Here is a 24,981-nt window from a genome sequence, read left to right as displayed (position 1 = left end):
GTCAGCCGCGCGGAATCAGGAGCCCCGCCGCCGACCGTGCCGCCTCGAGCGCCGGCCGAGCATCCGGGCCGGACTCCTGGCCGAGGACCACACGGGTACTGAGGCCGTCGAGGAGCGCGAGGAGTTCGGAGGCGCGCGCGGTCACCTCGGCCGTGTCCATCGGGGCGAAGCGGGACTGGCTCACGCCCTTGGTGAGCAGCGCCTCAAGGTCCTCCTGCCAGCCCCGGTCCAGCTCCCGCTGGGCCTCGCGCAGCGCCTCGTTCGCCGGGATGCGCGCCCAGAGCTCGATCCAGAGCGTCCACCGCGGATCGCGCGGACCGTGCGGCAGATAGAGCCGCAGGAAGAGATCGAGCTTGCGCTCCGCCGTCAGACGCCGGGCCAGCAGCGCGCGCCGCTCCTCCGCGAGGGTGGCCTCGCTCCAGCGCAGCGCGGCGAGCAGCAGCAGGTCCTTGCTGCCGAAGTAGTAGAGGATGTGGCCGCCGCTCGTGCCCAGGCGTTCGGCCAGCGCGGACATGGTGAGCGCCGCGAGGCCGTTCTCGGCGATGGCCGCCATGGCCTCCTCGAGCATTCGTTCCTGGGTGATGTGCCCGTCGCGCCGCCGTGCTGCCCCTGCCACCCGCTCCGCCTCCATCCCCGTGACCTGACAGGTCACGACTTTAACCGCAGGTCCCCGAGGTCTTGACGCGGCCGCCACCTCTCGCACATCTTGAACCCTGTTCTAAGTTCTAGAATGTCATTCAAGGTCTGGAGTGGGCATGCTGCACCAGGAAAGAGCGCCGGACGCCGGCCGAGACGGGGTCTGTCAGGACGAGGTCTTCCAGGTGGAGGGCCACGGCATCGACCCCATCCCCGACGCCGAACGCCACGGCGGCGCCAAGGACCTCTTCTGGCTCTGGTTCGGCTCCAACCTCACCTTCACCTACGTGATCAACGGCGCCCTCGCCGTCGCCTTCGGCCTGTCCTTCTGGCAGGCCACCGCCGTCGTCGTGATCGGCGGACTCTCCTTCTTCGCGATCAGCGCGGCCGGACTCAGCGGCGTCCGCACCGGCACCGCCACCCTCGTCATCTCCCGCGCCGCCTTCGGCGTGCGCGGCAACTGGCCCGCCGGACTGCTCAACTGGGTCGTCAGCATCGGCTACACCATCGTCAACACGGTCGTCGGCACCCTCGCCCTCGAAGCCCTCTTCGCCGACCTCGGCTGGTCCGGCGGCCACACGGCGCGCGCCCTCGCCCTGCTCGTCACCCTCACGATGACCTTCGCCGTCGCGCTCTGGGGTCACGCCACCGTCCAGTTCGCCGAACGCTGGATGGCCTACGCCCTCGCCCTCGGCTTCGCCGCCCTGCTCGTCTTCGTCCTGCCCGGCGCCGACACCGGTGCCGCCCCCGCCGAGGGCCCCGGCGTTTCCGCCTGGAGCCTGGCCTTCGTCGTCATGTTCGCGGGCCCCTTCTCGTACGTCCCGATGCCCGCCGACTACACCCGCTACCTGCCGCGCACCACCTCGCTCAAGGCCCTCACCTGGAGCGGCGCGCTCGGTGGCTTCCTCTCCTCCGTCGCCCTCGGGGTCGCCGGGGTCGCCGCCGCGACACAGACCGACATGACCGACGCCGTCGCGGGCGCCGAAGGGCTGCTCCCCGGCTGGTTCCAGCCGCTCTTCCTCGCCCTGGTCCTCGGTGGATCGGTCACCAACTCGATCATCACGCTCTACTCCTCCAGCCTGAACCTCCAGGTCCTCGGCATCCCCTGGAGCCGCGCCCGCGCCATCGTGGTCAGCGCCGCCGTCACCGCCCTCGGCTCGCTCGGCGCCCTCTTCCTCACCGACTTCACCACCTCGCTGCTCGCCTTCCTCTCCCTCCTGATCATCGTCTTCGCCCCCTGGGGCGGAGTCTTCCTCGCCGACATGGTGCTGCGCCGCTGCGCCTACGACTCCGCCGCCCTGCACGCCGGAGAGCACGGCGCCTACTGGTACCGCTCCGGCTGGCACCCCGCCGGCCTCACCGCCCTGCTCGCGGGCATGGCCTTCGCCGCCCTGACCTGCGACTCCGCGCTCTGGACCGGCCCCCTCGTCGCCCCGCTGGGCGGGGCCGACCTCAGCCTGCTCGGCGCGCTCGTCTCCGCGCTCGTGTACGCCGCCCTCGCGCGCCGCACCGCCACCCCGTACAGCCGTGACGCCTGATGCCCACGACGCCGCCCGTGTCCCAAAGGCCGCACCAACACACCTGTCAGAAGACGGAGTTCGACCGACCATGACCAGCACCACCCCCGCCGACCTCGTCCTCACCGGGGCCCGTATCCACACCGTCGACGCAGAGCTGCCCGAGGCGGAGGCGCTCGCCGTACGCGACGGCCGCATCGTCTGGCTCGGCGCGGACGCCGACGTCGCGCGCTGGACCGGGCCCGACACCACGGTCGTCGACGCGGGCGGCCGACTGGTCCTGCCCGGCTTCATCGACGCCCACAACCACGTACGCCTCGGCTCCGACGACGCCTGCGTCCAACTGGCCGGGGCCCGTACCCTCGATGCCATCCACGAGCGGATCTCCACCTGGCGGGCGGCCCACCCCTACGCCCGCTGGATCGAGGCCGAGGCCTTCGACTACTCCGCGATCCCCGGCGGCCGCATGCCCACCGCCGCCGACCTCGACCCCGTCACCGGCAACACCCCTGCCCTGGTGCTCAGTTACGACGTGCACACCGCCTGGCTCAACACCGCGGCCCTGCGCGTGCTCGACGTCACCCGGGACCGGACCGACCTGCCGTTCGGTACCGCCGTGACCGACCCCGAGACGGGTGAACCCACCGGATTCGTCAAGGACTTCGCCGTCAAGGGCCTCTCCCGCGCCGGTCACCGCGCCCTGCGTGAGCTCGGCGTACCGTGGGCCTCGCCGGACCGCCAGTACGGCAGGCTCGCCAAGAGCCTCGACGACGCCATCGCGTACGGCATCACGACGGTCGTCGAACCGCAGAACTCCCTGGACGACCTTGCCCTGTTCACCCGCGCCCGCGCCGAGGGCCGACTCCGCTCCCGGATCGTCGCGGCGCTCTTCCACCCGCGCGGCACCACCGACGCGGAACTGGACGAATTCGCGCTGGCGGCCAAGGAGTTCGCCGACGACCGGCTGCGGGTCGGACCGCTCAAGCTGTACATCGACGACGTCGTCGAACCCCGTACGGCCGCGCTCCTGGAGCCGTACGCGGGGTGCGGCCACCACCGCGGCGACACCTTCTACCCGCCGGAGGAGTTCGCCGACCTGCTCACCGGCCTCGACGCGCGCGGCTTCCAGTGCTTCGTCCACGCCACCGGCGACCGGGGCATCCGTACGGTCCTCGACGCCGTCGCCGCCGCCCGCACCACCAACGGCCCGCGTGACGCCCGCCACCAGGTCGTCCATGTCGAGTGCCTCGACCCGGCCGACACCCCGCGCTTCGCCGAACTCGGTGTCGTCGCCTGCATGCAGCCCCGCCACGCGGCCCCCGACATCGCGGGGCCTGGCCAGGACTGGGCCGAGAACATCGGCCCCGACCGCTGGCACAAGGCCTGGCCGCTGCGCAGCCTGCACGCCGCCGGCGCTGTCCTCGCCCTCTCCAGCGACTGGAACGTCGCCGAGATGGACCCCATGGTCGGCATCTACACCGCCGTCACCCGCCGCGCCCTGAACGGCGGGGGCGAGCCCTGGACGCCGGAGGAGACGATCGACGTCGCGACCGCCGTCGAGGGCTACACGATGGGGTCGGCGTACGCCAACTTCCTCGAGAAGGAGCGGGGTTCGCTGACCGTCGGCAAGCTCGCCGACTTCGTCGTCCTCTCCCGCGACATCCTCCGGATCGACCCGGAGAAGATCCCCGGCACGGTGGCCGAGACCGTCGTGGTGGGCGGCGAGATCGTCCACGCCCGACCGCGCGACTGAGCCCGCGTACCGGCGGCCCCCCCGGAAAGCGAGGGCCGCCGGTACGGCACCGGTCAGAGCCTGCCGAGGATCTTCTTCAGCTCGGCGATCTCGGCGGACTGGGTGCGTACGACGTCATCGGCGAGCTTCCGCGCCGTGGCGTCGCGACCGTTCTTCTGTTCGGCCTCGGCCATCTCGACGGCGCCCTCGTGGTGGGCGATCATCAGCTCGGCGAACTTGCGGTCGAAGGCCTTGCCCCGCAGGGCCGCCAGATCCTTCATGTCCTGCTCGGACATCATCCCGGCCATGGCGTGACCATCGCCGCCGTGGCCGCCGCCGTGCCCGCCGCCCTGAGCGGCGGTCTCGGGCTTGCCCCAGGCCTTGAGCCAGGTCTTCATGGTCCGGATCTCGGGGTCCTGGGCCTTCTCGACGTCGGCGACGATCTTCTTGACGCCGGCGTCCTCGGCACGCCCCTCGGCGAGCCGCGCCATCTCCAGGGCCTGCTGGTGGTGCGGGATCATGGCCTGGGCGAACGTGACGTCGGCGTCGTTGAACGCGCCGGTGGCGGATGCCGAAGGCCTGGCGCCGGTGGGCGCCGTACCGGTACCGCAGCCGGAGAGCAGAAGCCCCGCGACGACGACGGCTGCGGCGCAGGCCCCCGCGCGGCGGGGCGCGAGCTTACGGGTGGTGGGGTGGTGGAATGCACGCATGTCTGTGACACCTCGTGTGCTGTGTACGTGTGCTGTCGGAAAGGCTGAAGAGGCTTCCGCGGGCAGCGCGAGGCCCCCGCGGTGGCGATATCGGCCTAGATCCGCAGGACGGACAGCTGAGCGAGGTCGGGAGGTCTGGGCGGCGGGGCGTTCGGACCCAGCGCCGGTGCGAGTCGGCCGAGCAGCCGGACCAGCCAGTCGGGGTGCCGCCCGAGAGCGGCGAGGACGACCCGGGCGAGGGCCCAGACACCGAGGACGGCCACGCAGAGCGTGGCCATGTCGCCCTGCGCACGGGAGTCGTCGGCGGGGGCCGAGGAGGCTCCGGATTCGGACGGGCCGGAGGTGACCCCGGCGTGGTGCGCGGGGGCGGAGACGCGCGTCATGCCGTTCGCGCCGGTCCCGGTGGCGCTCTCCGAGGCGCCCTTCGGGTGCCCGACGGCGTGCATCACGAAGACACCGAGGGCGAGCACGACGACGAGCAGCAGGTGCGCGAGGGCGCCTGCCACTGTGATGTCGCTCCGACCCACCCGTCCCGTACGCACGCCTTGGACCTCCTGCGAGAAGCCTACCGAACGGCCCCAGGGCGATACGGCCCCAGGACGATCGGTCGGCGCGCCGGGGTTACTCCGGCAGGTCGCCGCTCATCGCGGCGGCGAGCCGCAGATGCGGCGCCGCTTCGGCGTGGCGCCCCTGGCGCTCCAGGGTGCGGCCGAGCATCAGGCGGGCGTAGTGCTCCACCGGGTCCCGGTCGAGGACGGTGCGGAGCTCGGTCTCGGCGCGGGAGAGCTGGGCGGAGTGGTAGTAGGCCCGGGCGAGCAGCAGGCGCTGGGCGGTCTGCTCGGGGTGCTTGGCGACGAGGCCGCGAAGGATGCGGGCGGCGGTGAGGTACTCCTTGGCCTCGAAGAACAGCTGGGCGCGGTCCCAGCGCTCGCCGGCCGTGCCGAACTCGTAGTACGTGTCGTTCACTTGCTCTCCCTCGTGGCGTCCCTACCCTGCCACCCGAAGGGGCGGCACTCGCGTCAACGCCTCAGGTTAGTTGAACATTCCACTACTATTTCCGTGTGGAGACACCCCCACGTCGTCCCTCGACAGGAATAGGTTGAACGGCATGAGCAATCTTGATCGTCAGGCCGCCCTCACCGTCTGCGGCGGCCGCGGATTCGTCGTCGCCGAGCCGGTCCGGGAACTTCTCAGCCCCCGCCACGTCCAGCTCGGCGAGTCGACCGAGGTCCGTCGGCTGCTCCCGAACCTCGGCCGCCGCATGGTGGGAGCGTGGGCCTTCGTCGACCACTACGGCCCCGACGACATCGCGGACGAGCCCGGCATGCAGGTCCCGCCGCACCCGCACATGGGGCTCCAGACGGTGAGCTGGCTCCACGAGGGCGAGGTCCTGCACCGCGACAGCACGGGCAGCCTGGAGACGATCCGCCCCCGTGAGCTGGGCCTGATGACCTCGGGCCGGGCGATCTCCCACTCCGAGGAGAGCCCGAAGTCCCACGCGCGCTACCTCCACGGCGCCCAGCTCTGGGTGGCGCTCCCGGACGCGCACCGCCACGTCGAGCCGCACTTCCAGCACCACGCGAACCTCCCGCAGGTCACGGCCGCCGGCCTCACCGCCACGGTCATTCTCGGCGAACTCGACGGCGCCGCCTCGCCCGGCACGACGTACAGCCCCCTGATCGGCGCGGATCTCGCCCTGACGGCGGGCACGGAGACGAGCCTCCCCCTGGAGCCGGACTTCGAGTACGCGGTCCTGTCGATGTCGGGCGAGGCCCACGCCGACGGCGTCCCGGTCCTCCCGGGCTCGATGCTCTACCTCGGCTGCGGCCGCACGGAACTCCCCCTCCGCGCGGTCTCCGACGCCGGCCTGATGCTCCTGGGCGGCGAGCCGTTCGAGGAGGAGATCGTCATGTTCTGGAACTGGATCGGACGGTCCCAGCAGGACATCGAGGAAGCCCGCGAGGCGTGGATGACCGGCACCAGGTTCGGCGAGGTGAAGGGCTACGACGGCGCTCCGCTTCCGGCCCCGGAACTCCCTCCAACTCCCCTGAAGCCTAGGGGAAGGGTGCGTTGAACTGCGCTTATACCATCGAGGATGGGCCAAAGGCGGTGGCTGCCCCGTCATTCCGCTTGCGGAGGTCTGGCGGCAGGCGGCTCGACCTCTGGGCGAGCTTCCTGATCTTGAGGTGGAGTCTCATGTGTCGCAGGCTGTGGTCAGGTCTGGTCGGACGAATGCTGACTCTATGCTGACTTTGCTGACGAGTAGTTAGATGGCTGCGGGAGAAGCCCAAGCCCGCTTGTCCTGGACCTGTCGGCTGCCGCGGACGCTTCCAGGCGAGCTCTCCTCCGACGTTGCCGTCCAGTGTCGGTCTGTCGCGGAGGTCGGTGCGCGACGTTGTGGGCATTCAACAAAGGCGGAGCAGAACGATCCCGCGCCGTGCGTCGGCCACACGTCGGCCTCGTCCGGCAGCGTCGCGAGTCGTCGCAGCGAGCGGTACTGGGCACGGGCCGGCTCCTCGGTGCGGTGGGCACCCGTCAGGTCGGTGCGGGCGGCGGAGTTCACGATCATCGATCCGTCGGTGAAGACGCCCAGCTCCTGAACGCCGTCGAGCAACAGGATGGAGTGGGGGGCACCGTCCCGGTCGTGCGTGCCCGCAGGCGCGGGGAGGCGCGGCAGAGTTCACCCGTGTGAACACCTCACGTAGGGTCCGCTCGCCTGGAGCCCGGATGCGGCTGGCGAACGGACCGAACGGACAGGTGAGCCGGGCCAACGCTCGCTGGTCGCAGCGGCGCAGCCGGGACATAGCCGGCCTGGGAGTTGTGGCCCGCGCTTGGCTCGGGCACACCCCACCGCGAGTAGCGTCGTCAGCGGGAAGCGCACCCTGTGGCGGTCACGCGGATCGGGCCCCCCGGCAAGGGACAAACCGTTCTGGCGGGACCACCGTCCCTTCCTTCTGGGTGGGATGATTGACCGGTCAGCCCTGAGTGCCTGCCGCGCGGATTTCCACCGACAGATCGCCCAGGGGGATGCTGTGCGCGCCTTGGACGCTGATCTCGGTCAGCAGGGTTGTGTGTGGGGCCAGAGGGGTGTCGCTGCCGATGATGCCCTGATAGAGGCTCACTTGCTGCTGGTGCGGGCTCGAGTGGACCTGGATGGTTGCCTGAACTGCGCGGGGCGCGTCGGAGCGGTTCGTGAGGAGGACGGGGAACGTGACCATGTCCCCGTCCCGCTCCGGCGCGTAGACCGTCACGCTTGAGTCCGTTGAGGCCGCGACCTGTGCGCCGAGCCGCTGCTTCTCCTTCGTGGTGATCGTGCCCGTGATGGCTTCCGCGGTGGGGTCGGATGCGGACGGGTGCGGCGAGAAACCCCGGGCGAGATCCTCGTTGGCGCTCGTCGCCAGCGTCATTCCGCCGAACACGGCTGCACCGACGATCACCGCTGTTACCGTCACGGCGCCTAGGACGCGCCCGGTGCTCGGCATCAGCCGGCCAATTCCGCTGTGGCCGCGGCCACAGCGTCGCCGTTCCGCGTGCGGGTGGCGTTCAGCTTGTTCTGGTGCTCGGCGATCTGCGCCTTTTGGATCTTCGACTCCTCGGCGAACCAGACCGCGACCAGATCGGTTTTCTCTTTGCAGTCGATTTCCGCCAGCGCGACGGCGATCTCCTCCTTCGATGCCGTCCCGCCTTCCGCGTGCGGGGCGATCTCCGTCGCCTCGAACGGGGTGGCGGCTGTGTAGCCTTCGGTCTTCATGCACAGCGACCAGTCGGCGAGGGCTTGCTTGACGGCTGTGGTCCGCATGGATTCGGTGAAGCTGTTTCCGTTCAGTTCGGAGACGAATGCCAGGTCGTCGGACGTGGGCTGCTCCAGCTTCCCCTTCGCCCACCCGGAGCAGCCTCCTTGGTGGATCTTCTTCCCCTTGTACGACTCGGGGGCGGGGGCGGCGACCGGGGCCCCACCGGCCGCGGCGGCCGGGCCGGTGGGCTTGGAGTGCCCGGTCAGCACCTGGACCTGCACGTCGGTCAGCTCGGGCATCTTCTGCCGCACCTGGTGGGTCAGCGCCTCGGGCAGGCCGTAGCCGTACTGGGCGGCGGACTGCCGGTCGGTGAGCCCGTATCTGCGCTCCATGTTGGCGTCGTTGTCGTTCGGGGGCGGGGTCGTACCGGCCAACGGCAGCTTTATGGAGAGGCCGTATTCGGCCATGCACTTCTGCTGGAGCTTCCGCGACGCCTCGTCCAGCGTCACGGTGTCCTGGTAGGTCTGCATGTACGCCTCCAGGGGCAGATTCAGGCCCTTGGCCAGGCCCCGCTCCGGAGTCGCCTTGGGCCAGTTCGCCTTGTCCACCATGGGCGCGTTCTCGGCCACCGGCTTGGCGCCGCCGCCCGTGTCGGTCGCGGCTCCTGCGCCACATCCGGCGATCAAGGCGGTCGCCGCTGCGATAGCCGCGGCAGCGGCCGTGCGCTTGTTCCAGTTCATGCTGATGTTCCCTGTCTACGGTGGCAGTGGCTCAGGCGAAGTGCTGCGAGGCGTTCTCGTTCTTGAGAGCCGAGATCAGGTTGGTGAGATTGCAGTCGCCATAGGGCTCGCGGTGGGCGAAATACTGTGAGGTGCCGCCGTAGCCCGAGTTGTAGTACACGCGGTAGTTGTCGACTCCGGAACAGTTCTGCACCGAGGCGGCGTTGTTCTTCATGTACTCCCACGCGCCGTAGCCGTTTCCGTTGAAGACATAGCGGTATGTCGTCAGGGTGGATCCCTGATACTGGCTCGTTCCGTAGTAGTCGTAGACGTTCCCGTAGAACCCGGACCAACTGGTGACGTACCTGCCATCCTTGATGGCGTACTCCTTGGAGTTGTACAGCAGCCAGAGGTCGCCTTGGGAGCAGCTGATCCACGGAACGGAGCAGTTGCTCGTGACCTTGTACTCGGCCGCGTGCGCCGGCGTGGCGGAGACCAGCAGCCCGACAGAGGCGGCGATCACGGTGACGGCCGCATTGAACCTGGTGCGCACCGACATATTTCTCCCACTGTGCATAACCTTCTCCGATGCTGGACGAGCCCATTTCCCTGCGGTCTTCCCTCGGACGAGGTCAACCTGATTGCTCTGCCGCGGCGAGCGTGCGGATGGCCGGCAGGTCGGCGTAGAGGTTGTTGCCGGGGCACTCGGTGGGGTAGCCGTCGCGGTGGCCGGAGATCCGGTTCAGGGTGACCTTCTGGCCCTTGGTGTACTTGCCGTTGTCCGCGGCGGCGGTGAGGACGACGGTGCCGGCGGCGTCGTAGTCGTACAGGCCGAGCTTCCAGGCGGCGACCCCGGCCACCGCGTCGAGCACGGGCGGCGAGGAGATCACATCGTTGTAGTTGCCGAGGACGGCGATCCCGGAGGTATCGGTGTTGAAGCCATAGGTCTGCGCGCCGAGGACGGGCTTGTCGATGCCGCCGGCGCGGCCCTCGAAGACGGTGCCGCACTTGTCGACGAGGAACTGGTAGCCGATGTCGTTCCAGCCCTGACCCTGTACGTGGTAGAGGAAGATCGCGCGGATGATGTCCGGGGACTGCTCGCAGGTGTAGTCGTTGGTGCCGGCGGTGTGGTGGGTGAACACCACCTTCGTGTCCTTGGTGTACGTCGGCGGGTCCTTGACCAGCGACTCGTCGGCGTTCCAGCCGGAACGCGGGACGACGGCGGGCTGCGAGGCCGTGCGCAGCGCGGTGGGGGCGGAGGCCGCGGTCGTGCCCGGCCCGCCCGGCTCCACCAGCTCCACGCGCAGGCCGTCCGGTAGCCGTGACAGCTTCCCGAACTGCCCGGTCACCCGGACCTGTACGCCGTTGGCCGGGCCGGTCCACAGTGGTTGGGTGCCGGCACGCACCTCGCCGGGTTCCGCATCGGGTCCGACCTCGGGCGTCCGTACGTCCAGCTCGAGCTCACGCCAGCCCGACCATACTCCGGTGGCGCTGTCCCGGGTGCGGACCTGCGCGCTGCCGCCGAGCTGGGCCCGGGGGTCGTTCCAGGTGACGCCGAGCATGCTGAACGGAACGGTGTGGCGGGCCGACAGCGCCCGCTCTGCGGGATCTGAGCCGTGCAGGGCGATGCTGTGCACCCCGTCCGCGGACGGGTACTCCGGGATCGGGAGTTCTGCCGCCGATGCAGGGGCGGTGAGGCCCACGGCCGCGAGAACGGCGGTGGCCGCCAAAGCCGTCCGGGACGCGCGGCGGACGAGATGAAGTATCACTGGGCTCCTTCGAAGGAGACGGGCGGTTCGACGGTGCAGGTCCCGCGGCCGAACGGGCCGTAGATTGTGGAGCGTTGGACATGCTTGCCACGGACGCTGAGATTGCAGCTGGCTCGGCCGCCCTTCTCGCCGAGCACGACACTGACGATCGGGGACTGGCCCACGGGCACGTGCACCGTCTTCTTCCAGGGCAGCCGGGCGTTCTCGGCGACGGATGCCTTCTCGCTCTCGCCGGTCGCGAGATACGTGATGTCGGCGGTGCCCTCGCCGAGCACTTCGTACGTCACCTCGGCGGTGGGCGCGGAGCGTGCCTCGGCCTTCTCCTCGGAGTCGAGGACGCCGTAGCCGACGAGCGAGCCACAAGCGAGCAGGAGCGCGAGACCGATCGCGAGACCTCGCCGGTCCCGCCCCCCGGAGTCCGACGGTGACGCCGAAGACACTGATTCTGGACTTTCGTCGGCGCTTTCGGCCCTTTCGGGCGCGCCCGTGACGGTCATGGAAGCCTCCGGTGAATGTGCCGTGTTCGGAACCGGGCGGTTTATACACCATGAAGTCCCGGCCGGGCGAGCGGCGGGACGAACAGGGCGTAATCCCTACCTGGTTTCACGGGCAACTGGACCGAAATGTCTGGCCAGTTGACAGACCATCACTTCCGTGGCCAATAATCCCGCCCGCGCCGTCGGCTCGGAACGTCAAAGCGACTTCCGGCCGGCCGCATCGGCGTGCCCGCTTTCCCGTGCGCGGGATGGGGTCAACGAAAGGGATGGGCTTGAAAGTGAGATATGGGAGATTCATCTCCTGCCTCGCGGCGTCCGCGATGGCCAGCACCATGGTGCCACAAATTGCTTATGCCGCAGAGGTTTCGGAAGGTGGTGACACGGGGATTCTTAGCGGCTTCGCGGAGTGGCTCTCGGACGACGAGCAGGAAGCCCAGCCCGAGTCGCCGCAGACCGGTGGGACTCCGGTGCTGCCGAGTCGGGAGAAACTGCCTCCTGGGAAGGCGGCCCCGAAGCCGAAGCGCGTCGCGGAGCTGACGGCCCGGCGCACTGCCAACGCCCGGTACTGGATGCTGTCCGACGGCCGGGTGCAGGCCGAGGTGTCGGCGGTGCCGACGGGGTACCGGTCGGGGAAGTCCTGGAAGGACATCGACCCGACCGTCAAGGCTGCCGACCGGACGGGCTTCGCCTTCTCCAACACCAGCAATGCCGCGAGCACTTGGTTCGCCGCCGACGCGAGCCGACTGATGCGGTTCGAGGCCGGTGGCCATGCGGTGACGTTAGGCCTGGAGGCCGCGGGGAAGCTCGCGCCAGTGGCCCACGGCGACACCGTGACCTACAAGGACGCGGTCGCCGGCGCCGACCTGTCGTACCAGGTTGGTCCGGGGCGGGTGAAGGAGAACATCGTCCTGAACGCCGAACCGTCGGGCCCGGTGTCGTTCACGTTCACCCTGGACGCGGGCGGGCTGACGCCGAAGGCGAACAAGGACGGCTCGGTCTCGTTCTTCGGCGAGGCCGCGGATCCCGTCCTGGTGATCCCGGCCGCGTTCATGACGGATGCGAAGAAGGACGCCCGCTCGCCGTACGGCACCGGCTACAGCTCGGCCGTGCAGCAGAAGCTCACGCGCGCGGGTACGGGCTGGAAGCTCACCGTCACGCCGGACGCGAAGTGGCTGGCGGCACCGGAGCGGCAGTACCCGGTCACGATCGACCCGACGATCTCGATCGCGCCGACGCCGACCACGGCGCAGGACGTGATGATCTCGTCGGACGGTCCGGGGACGAACTACAAGGACAACTGGCGTCTGTCCGTCGGCAACACGTCGACGGGCGCCTCGCGCGCGCTGCTGAAGTTCCCGATCTCCGGCGTTCCGGCGGGCACGAAGCTGGACTCGGCCGACCTCAAGCTCTGGTACGACCAGTGGCACACCACCGGTGACACCGAGGTCCAGCTGGAGGCGCACCGCGCCACGAGCGCGTGGACCGAGGAGCAGGCCACCTGGAACAGCGCGAACACGTTCACCGGTGAGCTGTCCGGCACCGCCGTGATCGTGGACGACGGCGACGCCGGGAAGACCGCCGCTGTGGGCTCCTGGCCCGCGTCGGGGAACACCGCGTACACGCAGTACGCGGTCAACCAGGACTACCTGTACAACAAGGACTCGGTCGCGGGCGGCTCGTACACCTGGCAACCGAGCCTTCCCGAGGACGGCACCTACCAGGTCGAGGCGCACTACGTTCCGGCCTCGGACCGCGCGACGAACGCGCCGTACACGATCACGTACGACGGCGGGTCGAAGCAGTACCTGGTGAACCAGCAGGCCGGCACGGCCGGCGTGTGGAAGACGCTGGGCAACCACCCCTTCAAGGCGGGCACGCTCGGCAAGATCGTGCTGGGTGACGGTCCGGCGTCGACGTCGACGTCCGTCATCGCCGATGCCGTTCGTTTCACCAAGGGCGGTGTGGTCACCAAGCAGCCGGGCGAGCTCAACACCTGGCACAGCTTCCCGGTGACCAAGACGGTCCAGCAGTGGATCGACGGCACCTACACGAACAACGGCTTCGTGATCAAGGCCGGTGACGAGTCTGCCAACGGTCCGAAGGGCGGTCCGCGATACGAGGGCAGTGAGTTCGGGTACGGCGGCGAGACCGCCAACTACCCCCGCCTCGTGCTGACCTTCGGCCGGCAGGGCGTCGACCTCGCCGCCCCGACCACCATCCACGACACCGGTGCGGAGCTGTCCTGGTCCGCGTACGCTGACCCGTCCACCGCGACGGGCGACGACATCGTCGAGTACCAGGTCCACCGGTCCATCAACCAGACCTTCACCCCGTCGGCCGCGACCCTCGTCGCGCCCATCGCGTCCACGGTGACGTCGTTCGTCGACACGACCGCGACGCCGACGAAGGCGGACGACCCCGACCCGTTCGGCCGCGCGTACTACTACATGGTCGCGGTCAAGACGAAGGACGGGCAGGTCGTCGAGGCCCCGACCCAGCTGGTGCGGCTGCCGAAGGCGGGCCGTACGACGAAGGTCCTCGACGCGACGCAGGACACGACCCTGTCCTCGGTCCGGACCACGTCGACGCACGACACGATCGACGACGGAGGGCCGAAGAACTGGCTGTCCGTCGGTAACAACTCCGCCACCTATGGCGACACTCGCGCGGTGCTGAAGTTCCCGGGCCTCGGCATCCCCGCCACGGCCCGCGTGCTGGACGCGAAGGTCCGCCTCTGGAGCACGCAGACCTCGCAGGACGCCACCGGCGCGATCTACGAACTGCGCCCGCTCACTCGTGACTTCGACGAGGCCACGGCGACCTGGGTGAAGGCGAACACGACCACGAACTGGACCACGGCCGGCGGCGACTTCGGCGCGGTGGCGGGCGACACCGGGGCGAAGACGAACGACCCGGCGCGTCATGACTGGAGCGTCACGTCCCTCGCCCAGTCCTGGGTGACCACTCCCGCCTCCCAGCAGGGCGTCGTCATCAAGATGGCCGACGAGGCGGCCGCGCAGGAGCGCACCCTGTTCCTGTCGTCCGAGGGCGTCGAGCAGCGTCTGCGCCCGCGCATTGTGGTCACGTACATCGACTCGACCACGGAGTCGACGTACTACGCGCCGCAGACCCCTGCGCGCATGACCCCGAACACCGACTACACGATCGACTTCACCCTCACCAACACCACCACTTCGACGTGGAAGGCCACGGACCACGTCCTGACCTACAAGTGGGCCCTGCCGGACGGCACCGACGTCACCAACGGCGGCAACCAGGTCCACACGGCCCTGCCGCAGGACGTGGACCCCGGTGAGACGGTGAGCTTGCAGGCTGTCGTCAAGACGCCGATCAACTCGGACAACGGCAACAAGCGCACCGACTACGTGCTGACTTGGGACGTCCACAACAAGGCGAACGCGACCTGGATGTCGGGTACGTCGGGCATCCCCGGTCTGAAGCAGAACGTGGCGGTTGAGGACCCGACCTCCAACCAGCTCGGCATGGAGAAGTTCTACTCGTACACGGGTAAGAACACCGGCGCCGGGTCGACCGTCATGAACAACCTGGCGTCCGGTAACAGCGTCTGGCAGTACAACGCGCTCGCGAACCCCGGCCGTGGCGTCAACACGTTCGCCCGGTTCGCCTACAACACGCTCGACACCTCGGACACGGTCCTCGGTCACGGCTGGTCTGCCCAGATATCCGGGCCCACGCGCCTCGGCGCGCCGTTGGAGTTCCACCCGAAGCCGAACCCGACGGAGATCCGTCTCCCGGACGGCGACGGCACGACCCACGTCTTCCGCTGGGACTCCGCAGCCAACGCATGGAAGGCCCCGGCCGGTGTCCACTACAAGCTGGCGCCCAAGCCCGGTCTGGACTGCACCCCGCTGAAGGACCCGATCCCCGACGCCTGGACGATGACCCGTCCCGACGGGACCCGGTTCGTGTTCGGCTGCGACGGCTACATGACGTCCGTCGTGGAAAAGAACGGCAACACGCAGACGTATACGTACGAGGAGCGGAAGTCCAACAACAAGCCGACCAAGTTCCTCAAGTACATCACCGACCCGGCCGGCCGGCAGTCGCTGACCGTCGAGTACTACACGAAGGCTGACAGCTCCAATCCGAAGATCATCGACCACATCAAGTCGATGACCGACATCTCGGGCCGCAAGCTGACCTTCGAGTACTCCGACAAGGGGCTGCTGACCAAGCTGACCGACGGCGCCGGTTCGTCCCAGCCGAAGGTGTTCGGCTTCGAGTACGACGCCACACAGGGCAACAAGAACGTCAAGCTCGTCAAAGCCGCCGACCCGCGCGGCAACGCCACGAACATGGCGTACTTCGCCCCGCAGACGGGCGACGACCCGAAGTACCACTGGTGGACCAAGACGATCACGGATCGTCTCCAGGGAACGACGACGTTCGCCTATGCGGCCAACGCGGGGAACACCAAGTTCACCGACACCAGGGTCACCGACGCCGAGAGCCACACGACGGACTACGTGACGGACGACTTCGGCCGCCCGGTCCAGAGCACGAACGCGAAGTCGGAAGCCACCAAGCTGGCTTGGGACGCGGACAACAACGTCACGTACCTCGAGGAAGCCAACGGGGCGAAGACCGCGTACTGCTACGACCAGAAGACGGGCTACCCGCTCTGGCAGCGCGACGCGGAGAACAACAAGGCCGGTGTGCCTCCGTCGTCGGACTGCGCTCCGGGCGTCTACCCGGCCAACGCGGCGAAGTACGAGTACCTGACCCGTGGGGACGGCTTCTCGGCCGACCTGGTCGCCAAGTCCTCTCCGGAGGGCCGGAAGTGGCAGTTCGGCTACGACCAGTTCGGCAACCTCAAGACCGTCACCGATCCGAAGGGCGTCGCCACCACCGGTACCGCCGGTGACTACACCACCTCGTACGAGTACGACTCATACGGCCAGCTCACCAAGGCCACCGACGCCAATGGCAACCCGACCGTCAACAGCGGATTCGGGCCCACCGGCTACCCCACGAAGATCACCGACGCCCTGAACAACCCGACGTGGTTCGCCTACGACGAGCGCGGTCAGGTCACTGAGGTCGTCGACGCGCTGAGTAAGAAGACCACCCAGTCATACGACGTCTTCGGCCGCCGCATGGAGCGGACCGTCCCCAAGAAGCAGGACCAGGGCGTTCTCATCACCACCCCGGCCCCGGTCTACGACGCCAACGACAACATCGTCACGTCGACGGCGCCGAACGGAGCGGTGTCCACCGCTGTCTACGACGCGGTCGACCAGGTCGTCTCGGCCACGGCTCCGAAGGACACCGCCACCTCGGACGAGCGCCGGACCAGCTACGCGTACGACAAGGCCGGCAATCTCACCTCCACCACCGAGCCCAAGGGCACGCTCACCTCGGGTGACCCGAACGACTACCGCACCACGCGGACCTACGACGCGGTCTACCAGCTGACGTCCGTCGTCAACGCTGCCGGTCACAAGCTGTCCTACGCGTACGACAACGTCGGCAACCTCGTCACGGTCGTCGACCCCAAGAAGAACGCGACCGCCGACACCACCGACTACACCACCAAGACCGCCTACGACCTGAACCACCGGGTCACGACGGTCACCGACGCCGCGGGCAAGACGACCAAGAAGGGTTACGACAAGGACTCCCTGGTCGTCTCGACGACGGACGCCGAGAACAACACCACGACCGTCGTCCGCGACGAGCGTGGGAAGGAGAAGGAGGTCAAGGTCCCGTATGAAGGGACCACGTTCCGTTCCACGAAGTACGAGTACGACCAGGTGGGCAACACCACCAAGGTGATCAGCCCGCGCGGCGTCGATACGGCCGCCGTCGACGACTTCACCGCGGAGACCACCTACGACGCGCTCAACCGGGTGAAGCGGCAGATCCAGCCGTACGACCCGGCGGACGCTCGTTACAACAAGAAGGTCTGGACCGAGACGACTTACGACGAGGTCGGCCGGGTCAAGACCCTGTCGGCGCCGCCGTCCGAGGGACAGACGGTCCGCAACGACACCACGTACTCCTACTTCGACAACGGCTGGGTCGAGTCGTCCACCGACCCGTGGTCCATCGCCACCAGCTACGACTACGACGCGCTGGGCAAGCAGACCGCGCGTACCCTCACCTCGGCGGGTGGTTCCTCGAACCGCACCATGACGTGGTCGTACTTCCCCGACGGCAAGCTCAAGTCCCGGTCGGACGACGGAGTCCCCGTCGGCACCGCGGTGGTGCTCGTCGACAACTCCGACACGCAGAACACCGCTGCGACCGGCACCTGGACGAAGGCCGGCGCCACCGGGCAGCACGGCTACGACCACCAGGTCCACGCCGCCGGCACCGGTACGGACGCGTTCGCGTGGACGCTGAACATCCCGAAGGACGGCACGTACACCGCGTACGTGAAGTACCCGAAGGTCACCGGCGCGGCCACGACCGCGAAGTACACGGTCACGCACGCCGGAGGCACCACGGACAAGTCGATCGACCAGAACACCGGAGACGGCGCCTGGGTCTCGCTCGGCTCGTACTCCTTCACCCAGAGCGGCGCCGCGAGGCTCCAGCTGTTCCAGAACAGCGGCGGCAAGGTGGTCGCCGACGGCGTCAAGCTCGTCCGGAACGCCTCCGGCGAGACCGACACCGAGAAGAACGACTTCACGTACGGATACGACGCCAACGCCAACCTGACGTCGATCGACGACACATCCTCGGGCGCCAGGATCGACGCGTACACGGTCGCCTACACCGGCCTCAACCAGGTCCAGAAGGTCACCGAGTCGCTGGACGGGCAGGTGAAGAAGAACACCTCCTTCGCCTACGACGCCAACGGTCTGCCGGAGACGGTCACGCACCCCGACCAGTTCTCCAAGTACACCTACGACCTGCGCGACCTCGTCGCCTCCGTGTCGGTCGGCACGTCCCCGACCGACGGTTCCCCGAAGGTCAGCTCGTACACCTACACGGCCCGCAGCCAGAAGCTGAAGGAGACCAAGGCCAACGGAAACACGGTCGACCACACCTACTTCCTCGACGGGTCGGTGAAGACCCGGACCGAGAAGAAGGCGAACGGAACGCTCGTCTCCCAGCACACGCTGAGCTACGACGCCAACGGTAACCCGGCGCAGGACGTCGGCCGGAAGATGAGCGCGGACGCGGCATCGACGTACATCGACGTCACGGCCGCCTACACCTATGACCCGGTGGACCGCATCGCGAAGGTCAGCAAGACCGGCACGTCCGCGTCCACCGAGACCTATGTCCACGATGACAACGCCAATGTCGTCGCGCAGACGGTCAAGGGCGTCTCGTCCGCCTTCACCTACGACCGCGACCGCCTGCTGTCGGCGACGATCTCCGGCGCGGTGGCGAACTACAACTACGACCCCTTCGGCCGGCTGGAGACGGTCACCGGCGGCGGCAAGGTGGTGGAACGGAACACCTACGACGGCTTCGACCACGTGATCGAGACGTCCAGACTCACCAGCGGCGGCGGTCAGTCGGTCACGCAGTACGCCTTCGACCCGTTCGACCGCACGACCAGCAAGACCGGCGGCGGCAAGACCACCACGTTCAACTACCTCGGCCTGTCGGCCGACGTGCTGAGCGAGGAGGTCGCGGGCGCGGTCACGGCCTCGTACCAGTACTCGCCGTGGGGCGAGCGACTGTCCCAGCTCAAGAACCCCGGAGCCACCGAGGAACTGGGCGTGTACGGTTACAACGCGCGCGGCGACGTCGAGACCGTCACCACGACGGCCGGTGACACCTCGGCGACGTACGGGTACACGGCCTACGGCAAGGACGAGGCGGGCGAGTTCACCGGTCGCGACAAGCCGGACCCGGACGACCCGGCCAAGGACGCGTTCAACCCGTACCGCTACAACGCCAAGCGGTGGGACGTCTCCTCGGGCACGTACGACATGGGCTTCCGCGACTACAGCCCGGAGCTCAACCGCTTCACCACCCGGGACATGTACAACGGGGCCCTCGCCGACATGCGGCTCGGCGCCGACCCGGTGACCGGAAACCGCTACGCCTTCACCGGCGGCAACCCGGTCGGCCGGGTGGAGCTCGACGGCCACGAGCCGGACTGCATGGGGTACAACAGCTTCACCTGCCCCCGGATGAACCACGACGTCGAGACGCCGTCGGGGCCGGGCGAGTGGGGCAACGGCTGGCAGCTGACCACCGATGACACGCCGTCCACGGACACGGAGCCGGCCGAGGCGCCGGCACCGCAGCCCAAGCCCATCCCCGTGTGGGAGAACTTCCTCGGCGGCGTGACCCACACGCTGCTGACCGGCTTCACCCAGGGTGGCAGCGACGGTGGCAGCACCGGCATCTGCGCCGGCATCGGCGGCGCGATGTTCACCGGCTACGCGGAGCAGGGATGCTTCATGGTCGTCCAGACCAGCAACGGCGACTACGACATCGGCTTCACGGAGAGCCATGGTCCGTCGGTCGGCAGCGGAGCCTCCGCCAGCCTCGACATCGTCTGGAGCAACGCGGACAGCTTCAACCAGATCGCGGGCTCCGGCGTCGGCGCCGATGCGGCGGTCGGCCCGCTGCTCGGCGTCCACGGCCTCTACGGCCGGGCGGTCAACTCCGAAGACGAATGGTCCTTCCCCACGGACTTCAGCAACCCGTGGGTCGTCAACAGCGATGGTGATCCCGTGTACACCGTCGGCGGCGGCGTCACCTTGGTGACGGGCTGGGACGTCGGCGGAGGCACCAGCTACACCACCGTCTACGGGGAGAGCGGATGGTGACATGATTCCAGCCGCCCGGGGTGCGGGTACGGGCATGCCCGGCGCCCGCACCCCGGGCGGCTCCCCTTCCGCACGATTCCGAACGACGAATGGAGCAGCATGTCCTACGACGGGGCGTTCCTGTGGGGCCCGGCGAACTTCTCCGGACGGCCGCCCACCCGGCTGGTGGTGGAAGGCATCGTCGTGGGCCTCGTGACCGCCGGCCTGATCGCGGCTGCCGCGGTGACGGGTGTGCTGACCGGTTTTGACACGGCAGGCACGGTGGTCGGTGTCGTCGTGGGCCTGGCCGCCGCCGGGTATCTCTTCTCCACGAACGCGGGACGGGTCTTGGTCGGCGCGGTCGCCCTGCTCGGCGGGGCCCTCGCCTGGTGGATACCGGGCCAGACCGCACAGGCCGTCCTCGCGGCGCGCGGAGAGCCCCGCACGGTAGTGGTGACCGAGGTCCACGTCCACCGCTACGAGGGACGGAACTACGTCAAGAACTCCTGCTCGGTGCGCCTCCCCGACGGCACCCCGGTTCCGACCGAAGCCTGGCGCACCTGCGGCGACACAGCGCGCCCGGGCCAGCACCTCACGATGGTCTTCGACCCGGACGACGCCGTCCCGCCGACCGACCGCATCCTTCCGGCCACCGCCACCGAAGCCCTCGCGGGCCCGGCGGCGGCGACTTTGGCCCTTGCGGCGCTGTGCTGCGTCGCCGTGATCCGCTCCCAGCCGTGACCAGCACGCCAGACGCGCCCGCGTGCGCCCGTGTTCGCGATGCTCCATCGGGCGGACGGCGGTCCCGGTTGGTGGCCGGCGGCTCTGCCACTCGGCTGACCGGCCCCCTGGGGCCGGCGTACGACTTTGACCTGACGACCGCGCGGCTCCCACGGGAGAAGGGAACAAAGGATGCAGAGGAAACACCCCGGCCACCGGGGCCGGACGGCAGGACTCTGCCTGACGCTGGCGATGCTGGCGGGCTGCGCCGGAGGGACGGCGCACACAGACGCGTCCCCGCAGAGCAGCTCGAGCACGGAGCGGCCGGCCCGGGAACAACCACCCGGGGAACGGACGGCAGGGAAGGCGTTCGACCTCCTGCGGGAAGCGAACTCGATGCGGCTGTCGTTCACGGTCCGGGGGCCCCAAGGCACCGCCGTGATCTCCGTGCACGCCGATCGGGACGGCAACTGCATGGGCACTTTCGACCTGGGCCGCACCCAGCGCGGAGACATCATCAGAGTCGCAGGCGAGGGCGTGTCCTATGTCCGCTACACCGACGCCGCACTCGCGGAGATACGTGCGGAGGCCGCCCGCCGCGGCCCCCAAGCCGCGATGCAGGCCGACGAGCGCACAGCGCAGGCTCGGGGCAAATACCTCAAGCTCTCCTCGGTCAATCCCGTCGTCAAGGACCAGTGCGACTTGGACAAGGCGCTGTCCAAGGCGCCCCGGGAGGGTGTCGGCGTCCAGCAGCAGCCCATTGTCGAGCGTGACGGCGAGAGGGTCATCCCGCTCCGCGGTCCCGAGGGGAACGAGGGCCTGACCATGTACGTGGCCGCCGAGGGTGAGCCGTACATCCGATTGATGGAGGGTTCGGTCCGAGGCGCCGAGATGAGGGTCGCGTTCTCCCAGTTCGACGAGCCGGTGAGCGCGTCGGCGCCTTCGGCGGACCAGGTCCTCGACATCGGTAGCGGGGGCGAGGGACTGCTCGGCGCCTGAGTACGGCCCCGGCACCACCGGTGAGGAGTGACCTGTGGCCAGCCTTGAGAACTCGGGATCGTGTTCGCTCAAGACCTGGAAGAGGAGGCTTCGCGGCGGTCGAGTTCCAGGGAGCGGAAACGTGTCGATGCAAAGCACCAGCCGAAGTGGTTCGTACCAAAAGCGAACTTATGGCGCACCCGCCCTACGGTCCCGTCCGACTCTCGACCCCCGTCTCAGTCGGTCCGCGGCACACATCTGGGACGCCTCTTCCGTCGCCGCCCTCGACGCCATCGAGACCAAGTACGCCCAGCGCGGCAAGACCGTCGAGATCACCGGGCTCAACACCCCTAGCGCCGACCTTCACGGCAAGCTCAGCGGCGAACTCGCGGTCGGCCACTGACCGGACGGATCCTGCCTGCAGAGCAGCCGACGACTCCGTAACCTCCATCGCTCCAACTCCCGCCGCCCTCATGGCAACTGCTCCGACGGCGTGAACGGGTCTGTGCGATCGGAAATGACGAAGGCCCAGGTCGCTGACCTGGGCCTTCGCTCATGAGCGGATGACGGGATTTGAACCCGCGCTATCGCATGGGAAGACCCGGCACTTGGGCCTGCCCTGCGGGATCACACAGGGAGGAGCATCTGCTGCCACCTTCCCTCCGGCGGACCCTTGTCACCCGCTGTCTAACGCCTCTACCTACACGTTGTGGCACGTCCGCCCGCAGAGCGTCAGGCGGCGATCGACGCAGCAGCCCTGTGCGCACGTGCTGCCAGATGGCGTTCGGTGTCGATCGCCGCCTGGCAGCCGCTGGCGGCGGCGGTGATGGCCTGGCGGTAGGTGTGGTCGACGACGTCGCCGGCGGCGAAGACGCCGGGGACGTTCGTGCGGGTGGATGGGGAGTCGACCTTGATGTAGCCCTCGTCGTCAAGGTCGATCTGGCCGGTGAAGAGTTCGGTGCGCGGGTCGTGGCCGATCGCGATGAACAGGCCGGTGGCGTCGAGGTCGCGGGTCTTGCCGGTGAGGACGTCGCGCAGGACGACGCCGCCGAGCATGCCGTTCTCATCCTTGATCTCGGCGATCTCGCTGTCGAAGGCGAAGGAGATCTTGTCCTCGGCGAAGGCGCGGTTCTGCATGGCCTTGGAGGCGCGCAGGGTGGAGCGGCGGTGGACGACGGTGACGGAGCGGGCGAAGCGGGTGAGGAAGGTGGCTTCCTCCATGGCGGTGTCGCCGCCGCCGACCACGACGATGTCGCGGTCGCGGAAGAAGAAGCCGTCGCAGGTGGCGCACCAGGAGACGCCGCGGCCGGAGAGTTCGTCCTCGTTCGGGAGGCCGAGCTTGCGGTAGCCGGAGCCGGTGGCGATGATCACCGTCTTCGCGCGGTGGACGGTGCCTTCCGAGTCGGTGAGGAGCTTGATGTCGCCCGTGAGGTCGACGGAGACGATGTCGTCGTCGATCATCTCGGCGCCGAAGCGCTCGGCCTGGGCCCGCATGTTGTCCATGAGGTCGGGGCCGTCGACGCCGGTGGGGAAGCCGGGGAAGTTCTCGACCTCGGTCGTGGTCGTCAGGGAGCCGCCCACGAAGATCGAGCTGCCGAAGAGCAGCGGCTTGAGCTGGGCGCGGGCGGTGTAAAGAGCGGCGGTGTATCCGGCGGGGCCGGAGCCGATGATGACGACGTCGCGTATGCCGTCGGTCAGGTCGATGTCGCTCACGCCCTTCACGCCTTCTTGGCGTCGATGTCGGCGATCAGGCCCTCGATGAGGGTCTTGATCTCGTCCCGGATGGGCCGGACGGCCTCGACACCCTGGCCGGCGGGGTCTTCCAGCTGCCAGTCGAGGTAGGTCTTGCCGGGGAAGTACGGGCAGGCGTCGCCGCAGCCCATGGTGATGATGTAGTCCGACGTCTGGGCGGCCTCGGTGGTGAGGACCTTGGGCTTCTGGTCGGCGATGTCGATGCCCAGCTCTGCCATGGCCTCGACGGCGGCGGGGTTGACCTTGTCACCGGGGAGCGAGCCGGCGGACCGGACCTCGACGCGGTCGCCGGCCAGGTGGCGCAGGAAGCCGGCGGCCATCTGGGAGCGGCCGGCGTTGTGGACGCAGACGAAGAGCACGGAGGCGAGCGGAGCAGTCATCGGTTCTTCCTTGAGGCAGGGGTGATGCGGGGACGGGATGGCTCAGGAGCCGGACGGCAGGGTGTCCAGCAGGGCGGCGATCCGGGCGTCGAGGGCGTCGCGGATCTCGCGTACGACGGCGATCGGGGCGCCGTCGGGGTCGGGGACCGGCCAGTCCAGGTAGCGGTGGCCGGGAAGGACGGGGCAGGCGTCGCCGCAGCCCATGGTGATCACGATGTCGGCGGCCTTGACGACCTCGTCTGTCAGCGGCTTGGGATAGACCTCGTCGAGGGGGAGGCTCGCCTCGGTGAGCGCCTGGACCACGTGCGCGTCGACGGCGCCGGACGGGTGGGTGCCGGCAGAGGAGACGATCATGTCGTCCCCGGCGCGGTGCGCGAGCAGTGCGGCGGCCAACTGGGAGCGGCCCGCGTTGTGGCTGTACACGAACAGCACCCGCGGCCTGCAACCGGTCGACGTCGGGTCGTCGACGTGGGCCAGCGCGTCGAGGCGCTCGGCGGCGAACCGCTCTGTGAGCACCACGAGGTGGGTGCGGACGTGAGCGTGTGCGGCGAGCCGCCGGTAGGAGTCGGCGATCAGCCGCTGCACGGTCTCCGGGGAGAACCGCCCGCGGTGCCGTACGGCGAGGCGGGCGACACCGGCCGCGAGGCGTTCGTCGGGAAGGACCGGGTACGGGGACGCGGTCATGGCGACAACCCCCTGGGTTCAATGAGGTCAGCCCAGGCTGGTATCAGCGCCGGGTGATGTGAGAGTATCAGTCCATGATGACGTCAGTCGATACTGATCTGATCCGGGTGCTGGGTGACCCCCTGCGGCTTCAGATCGTGACCCTGCTCGCCCGCGAGACGCTGTGCACCACCCACCTCGTGGAGGAGACCGGTGCCAAGCAGACCAACCTCTCCAATCACCTGAGAGTGCTGCGCGAGGCCGGGGTCGTCGAGACAGAGCCCTGCGGCCGGTTCACCTACTACCGGCTCAAGCCCGACGTCATCGAGCAGCTCGCCGCCCAGTTCGCCGCTCTCGCGCAGACCGCACGGCTGACCGCCGAGGCGAACTTCAAGCGTTCCTGCCCCTGAAC

19 protein-coding genes and 1 pseudogene are annotated in these 24,981 nt (G+C 68.9%); 8 read left to right on the top strand and 12 right to left on the bottom strand.

Translation table 11 applies throughout. The features are described 5' to 3' along the window. Position 1: 1 nt before the first annotated feature. Positions 2-616 carry a TetR/AcrR family transcriptional regulator gene (locus ACWF79_RS01065; RefSeq protein WP_453725923.1) on the bottom strand — a complete coding sequence of 205 codons (615 nt, stop codon included), beginning with the start codon at positions 614-616 and terminating at the stop codon, positions 2-4. A gap of 139 nt (positions 617-755) precedes the next feature. Between ACWF79_RS01065 and ACWF79_RS01060 the strand changes: the two genes are divergently transcribed. Together ACWF79_RS01060 and ACWF79_RS01055 are read left to right on the top strand one after the other, a co-directional pair. Then, positions 756-2,174, top strand: a complete 1,419-nt coding sequence (locus tag ACWF79_RS01060) for a purine-cytosine permease family protein (protein ID WP_453725922.1) — start codon at positions 756-758, stop codon at positions 2,172-2,174. A 70-nt stretch (positions 2,175-2,244) separates the two neighbouring features. Beyond that, complete coding sequence (locus tag ACWF79_RS01055) at positions 2,245-3,906, top strand: amidohydrolase (RefSeq protein ID WP_453725921.1); 1,662 nt, start codon at positions 2,245-2,247, stop codon at positions 3,904-3,906. A 53-nt stretch (positions 3,907-3,959) separates the two neighbouring features. On the opposite strand, the gene ACWF79_RS01050 is transcribed toward ACWF79_RS01055, so the two are convergent. The 3 genes from ACWF79_RS01050 to ACWF79_RS01040 all read right to left on the bottom strand — a co-directional run bounded on the left by ACWF79_RS01050 (position 3,960) and on the right by ACWF79_RS01040 (position 5,561). After that, positions 3,960-4,595 (bottom strand): DUF305 domain-containing protein, encoded by a 636-nt coding sequence (locus ACWF79_RS01050; RefSeq protein ID WP_453725920.1) that lies wholly within the window; start codon positions 4,593-4,595, stop codon positions 3,960-3,962. A gap of 95 nt (positions 4,596-4,690) precedes the next feature. Beyond that, positions 4,691-5,137 (bottom strand): DUF6153 family protein, encoded by a 447-nt coding sequence (locus ACWF79_RS01045; RefSeq protein WP_453725919.1) that lies wholly within the window; start codon positions 5,135-5,137, stop codon positions 4,691-4,693. Between the two features lie 79 nt (positions 5,138-5,216). Then, positions 5,217-5,561: a tetratricopeptide repeat protein gene (locus ACWF79_RS01040; RefSeq protein WP_453725918.1), complete on the bottom strand. Its 345-nt coding sequence runs from the start codon at positions 5,559-5,561 to the stop codon at positions 5,217-5,219. 142 nt (positions 5,562-5,703) lie between these two features. On the opposite strand from ACWF79_RS01040, the gene ACWF79_RS01035 reads away from it, so the two are divergent. Then, positions 5,704-6,669 carry a pirin family protein gene (locus ACWF79_RS01035; protein ID WP_453725917.1) on the top strand — a complete coding sequence of 322 codons (966 nt, stop codon included), beginning with the start codon at positions 5,704-5,706 and terminating at the stop codon, positions 6,667-6,669. A 901-nt stretch (positions 6,670-7,570) separates the two neighbouring features. Here the strand turns inward: ACWF79_RS01035 and ACWF79_RS01030 are convergent. From ACWF79_RS01030 to ACWF79_RS01010, 5 genes are all read right to left on the bottom strand, one after another. Further along, positions 7,571-8,032: a hypothetical protein gene (locus ACWF79_RS01030; protein WP_453725916.1), complete on the bottom strand. Its 462-nt coding sequence runs from the start codon at positions 8,030-8,032 to the stop codon at positions 7,571-7,573. 44 nt (positions 8,033-8,076) lie between these two features. Next, complete coding sequence (locus ACWF79_RS01025) at positions 8,077-9,069, bottom strand: hypothetical protein (RefSeq protein WP_453725915.1); 993 nt, start codon at positions 9,067-9,069, stop codon at positions 8,077-8,079. 31 nt (positions 9,070-9,100) lie between these two features. Then, complete coding sequence (locus ACWF79_RS01020; protein ID WP_453725914.1) at positions 9,101-9,601, bottom strand: hypothetical protein; 501 nt, start codon at positions 9,599-9,601, stop codon at positions 9,101-9,103. 79 nt (positions 9,602-9,680) lie between these two features. Continuing rightward, on the bottom strand, positions 9,681-10,817 hold the full coding sequence (locus ACWF79_RS01015) for a peptidoglycan recognition protein family protein (protein ID WP_453725913.1): 1,137 nt from the start codon (positions 10,815-10,817) through the stop codon (positions 9,681-9,683). Beyond that, on the bottom strand, positions 10,814-11,257 hold the full coding sequence (locus ACWF79_RS01010; RefSeq protein WP_453725912.1) for a hypothetical protein: 444 nt from the start codon (positions 11,255-11,257) through the stop codon (positions 10,814-10,816). The genes ACWF79_RS01015 and ACWF79_RS01010 overlap by 4 nt, the downstream gene beginning before the upstream one ends. 389 nt (positions 11,258-11,646) lie before the next feature. On the opposite strand from ACWF79_RS01010, the gene ACWF79_RS01005 reads away from it, so the two are divergent. From ACWF79_RS01005 to ACWF79_RS00990, 4 genes and pseudogenes are all read left to right on the top strand, one after another. Further along, entirely contained in the window at positions 11,647-20,097 is an 8,451-nt protein-coding gene (locus ACWF79_RS01005; RefSeq protein ID WP_453725911.1) for a golvesin C-terminal-like domain-containing protein, read from the top strand. Positions 20,098-20,196: 99 nt separating this feature from the next. Beyond that, positions 20,197-20,817, top strand: a complete 621-nt coding sequence (locus tag ACWF79_RS01000) for a hypothetical protein (protein WP_453725910.1) — start codon at positions 20,197-20,199, stop codon at positions 20,815-20,817. A gap of 171 nt (positions 20,818-20,988) precedes the next feature. Next, the gene (locus ACWF79_RS00995; RefSeq protein ID WP_453725909.1) at positions 20,989-21,795 is read left to right on the top strand and encodes a hypothetical protein; all 807 of its coding nucleotides are present in this window, start codon (positions 20,989-20,991) and stop codon (positions 21,793-21,795) included. Between the two features lie 223 nt (positions 21,796-22,018). Next, a pseudogene (locus tag ACWF79_RS00990) lies at positions 22,019-22,177 on the top strand (SulP family inorganic anion transporter); the annotation flags it as partial. A gap of 329 nt (positions 22,178-22,506) precedes the next feature. Here the strand turns inward: ACWF79_RS00990 and trxB are convergent. Genes trxB through ACWF79_RS00975 form a run of 3 tightly spaced genes read right to left on the bottom strand, consistent with a single transcriptional unit; the run spans position 22,507 to position 24,590 of the window. Continuing rightward, positions 22,507-23,478 (bottom strand): thioredoxin-disulfide reductase, encoded by a 972-nt coding sequence (gene trxB / locus ACWF79_RS00985; protein ID WP_453726161.1) that lies wholly within the window; start codon positions 23,476-23,478, stop codon positions 22,507-22,509. Between the two features lie 14 nt (positions 23,479-23,492). Further along, positions 23,493-23,906, bottom strand: coding sequence for an arsenate reductase ArsC (locus ACWF79_RS00980; RefSeq protein WP_453725908.1), 414 nt, complete (start codon positions 23,904-23,906; stop codon positions 23,493-23,495). A gap of 42 nt (positions 23,907-23,948) precedes the next feature. Next, positions 23,949-24,590: an arsenate reductase/protein-tyrosine-phosphatase family protein gene (locus tag ACWF79_RS00975; protein ID WP_453725907.1), complete on the bottom strand. Its 642-nt coding sequence runs from the start codon at positions 24,588-24,590 to the stop codon at positions 23,949-23,951. Between the two features lie 74 nt (positions 24,591-24,664). Here ACWF79_RS00975 and ACWF79_RS00970 point away from each other — a divergent pair, with 74 nt between their 5' ends. After that, entirely contained in the window at positions 24,665-24,979 is a 315-nt protein-coding gene (locus tag ACWF79_RS00970) for an ArsR/SmtB family transcription factor (protein ID WP_453725906.1), read from the top strand. Positions 24,980-24,981 lie beyond the last annotated feature (2 nt).

Source organism: Streptomyces sp. NPDC054975 (genome assembly GCF_053609105.1).
This window is presented reverse-complemented; position numbering and strand designations above follow the sequence as displayed.

Coding starts and splice junctions, on each gene's coding strand:
- ACWF79_RS00980 (WP_453725908.1), bottom strand. CDS start 23,906: ATGACTGCTCCGCTCGCCTCCGTGCTCTTCGTCTGCGTCCACAACGCC.
- ACWF79_RS01050 (WP_453725920.1), bottom strand. CDS start 4,595: ATGCGTGCATTCCACCACCCCACCACCCGTAAGCTCGCGCCCCGCCGC.
- ACWF79_RS01000 (WP_453725910.1), top strand. CDS start 20,197: ATGTCCTACGACGGGGCGTTCCTGTGGGGCCCGGCGAACTTCTCCGGA.
- ACWF79_RS01025 (WP_453725915.1), bottom strand. CDS start 9,069: ATGAACTGGAACAAGCGCACGGCCGCTGCCGCGGCTATCGCAGCGGCG.
- ACWF79_RS01005 (WP_453725911.1), top strand. CDS start 11,647: ATGGTGCCACAAATTGCTTATGCCGCAGAGGTTTCGGAAGGTGGTGAC.
- ACWF79_RS01055 (WP_453725921.1), top strand. CDS start 2,245: ATGACCAGCACCACCCCCGCCGACCTCGTCCTCACCGGGGCCCGTATC.
- ACWF79_RS01060 (WP_453725922.1), top strand. CDS start 756: ATGCTGCACCAGGAAAGAGCGCCGGACGCCGGCCGAGACGGGGTCTGT.
- ACWF79_RS01035 (WP_453725917.1), top strand. CDS start 5,704: ATGAGCAATCTTGATCGTCAGGCCGCCCTCACCGTCTGCGGCGGCCGC.
- ACWF79_RS00975 (WP_453725907.1), bottom strand. CDS start 24,590: ATGACCGCGTCCCCGTACCCGGTCCTTCCCGACGAACGCCTCGCGGCC.
- ACWF79_RS00970 (WP_453725906.1), top strand. CDS start 24,665: ATGATGACGTCAGTCGATACTGATCTGATCCGGGTGCTGGGTGACCCC.
- ACWF79_RS00995 (WP_453725909.1), top strand. CDS start 20,989: ATGCAGAGGAAACACCCCGGCCACCGGGGCCGGACGGCAGGACTCTGC.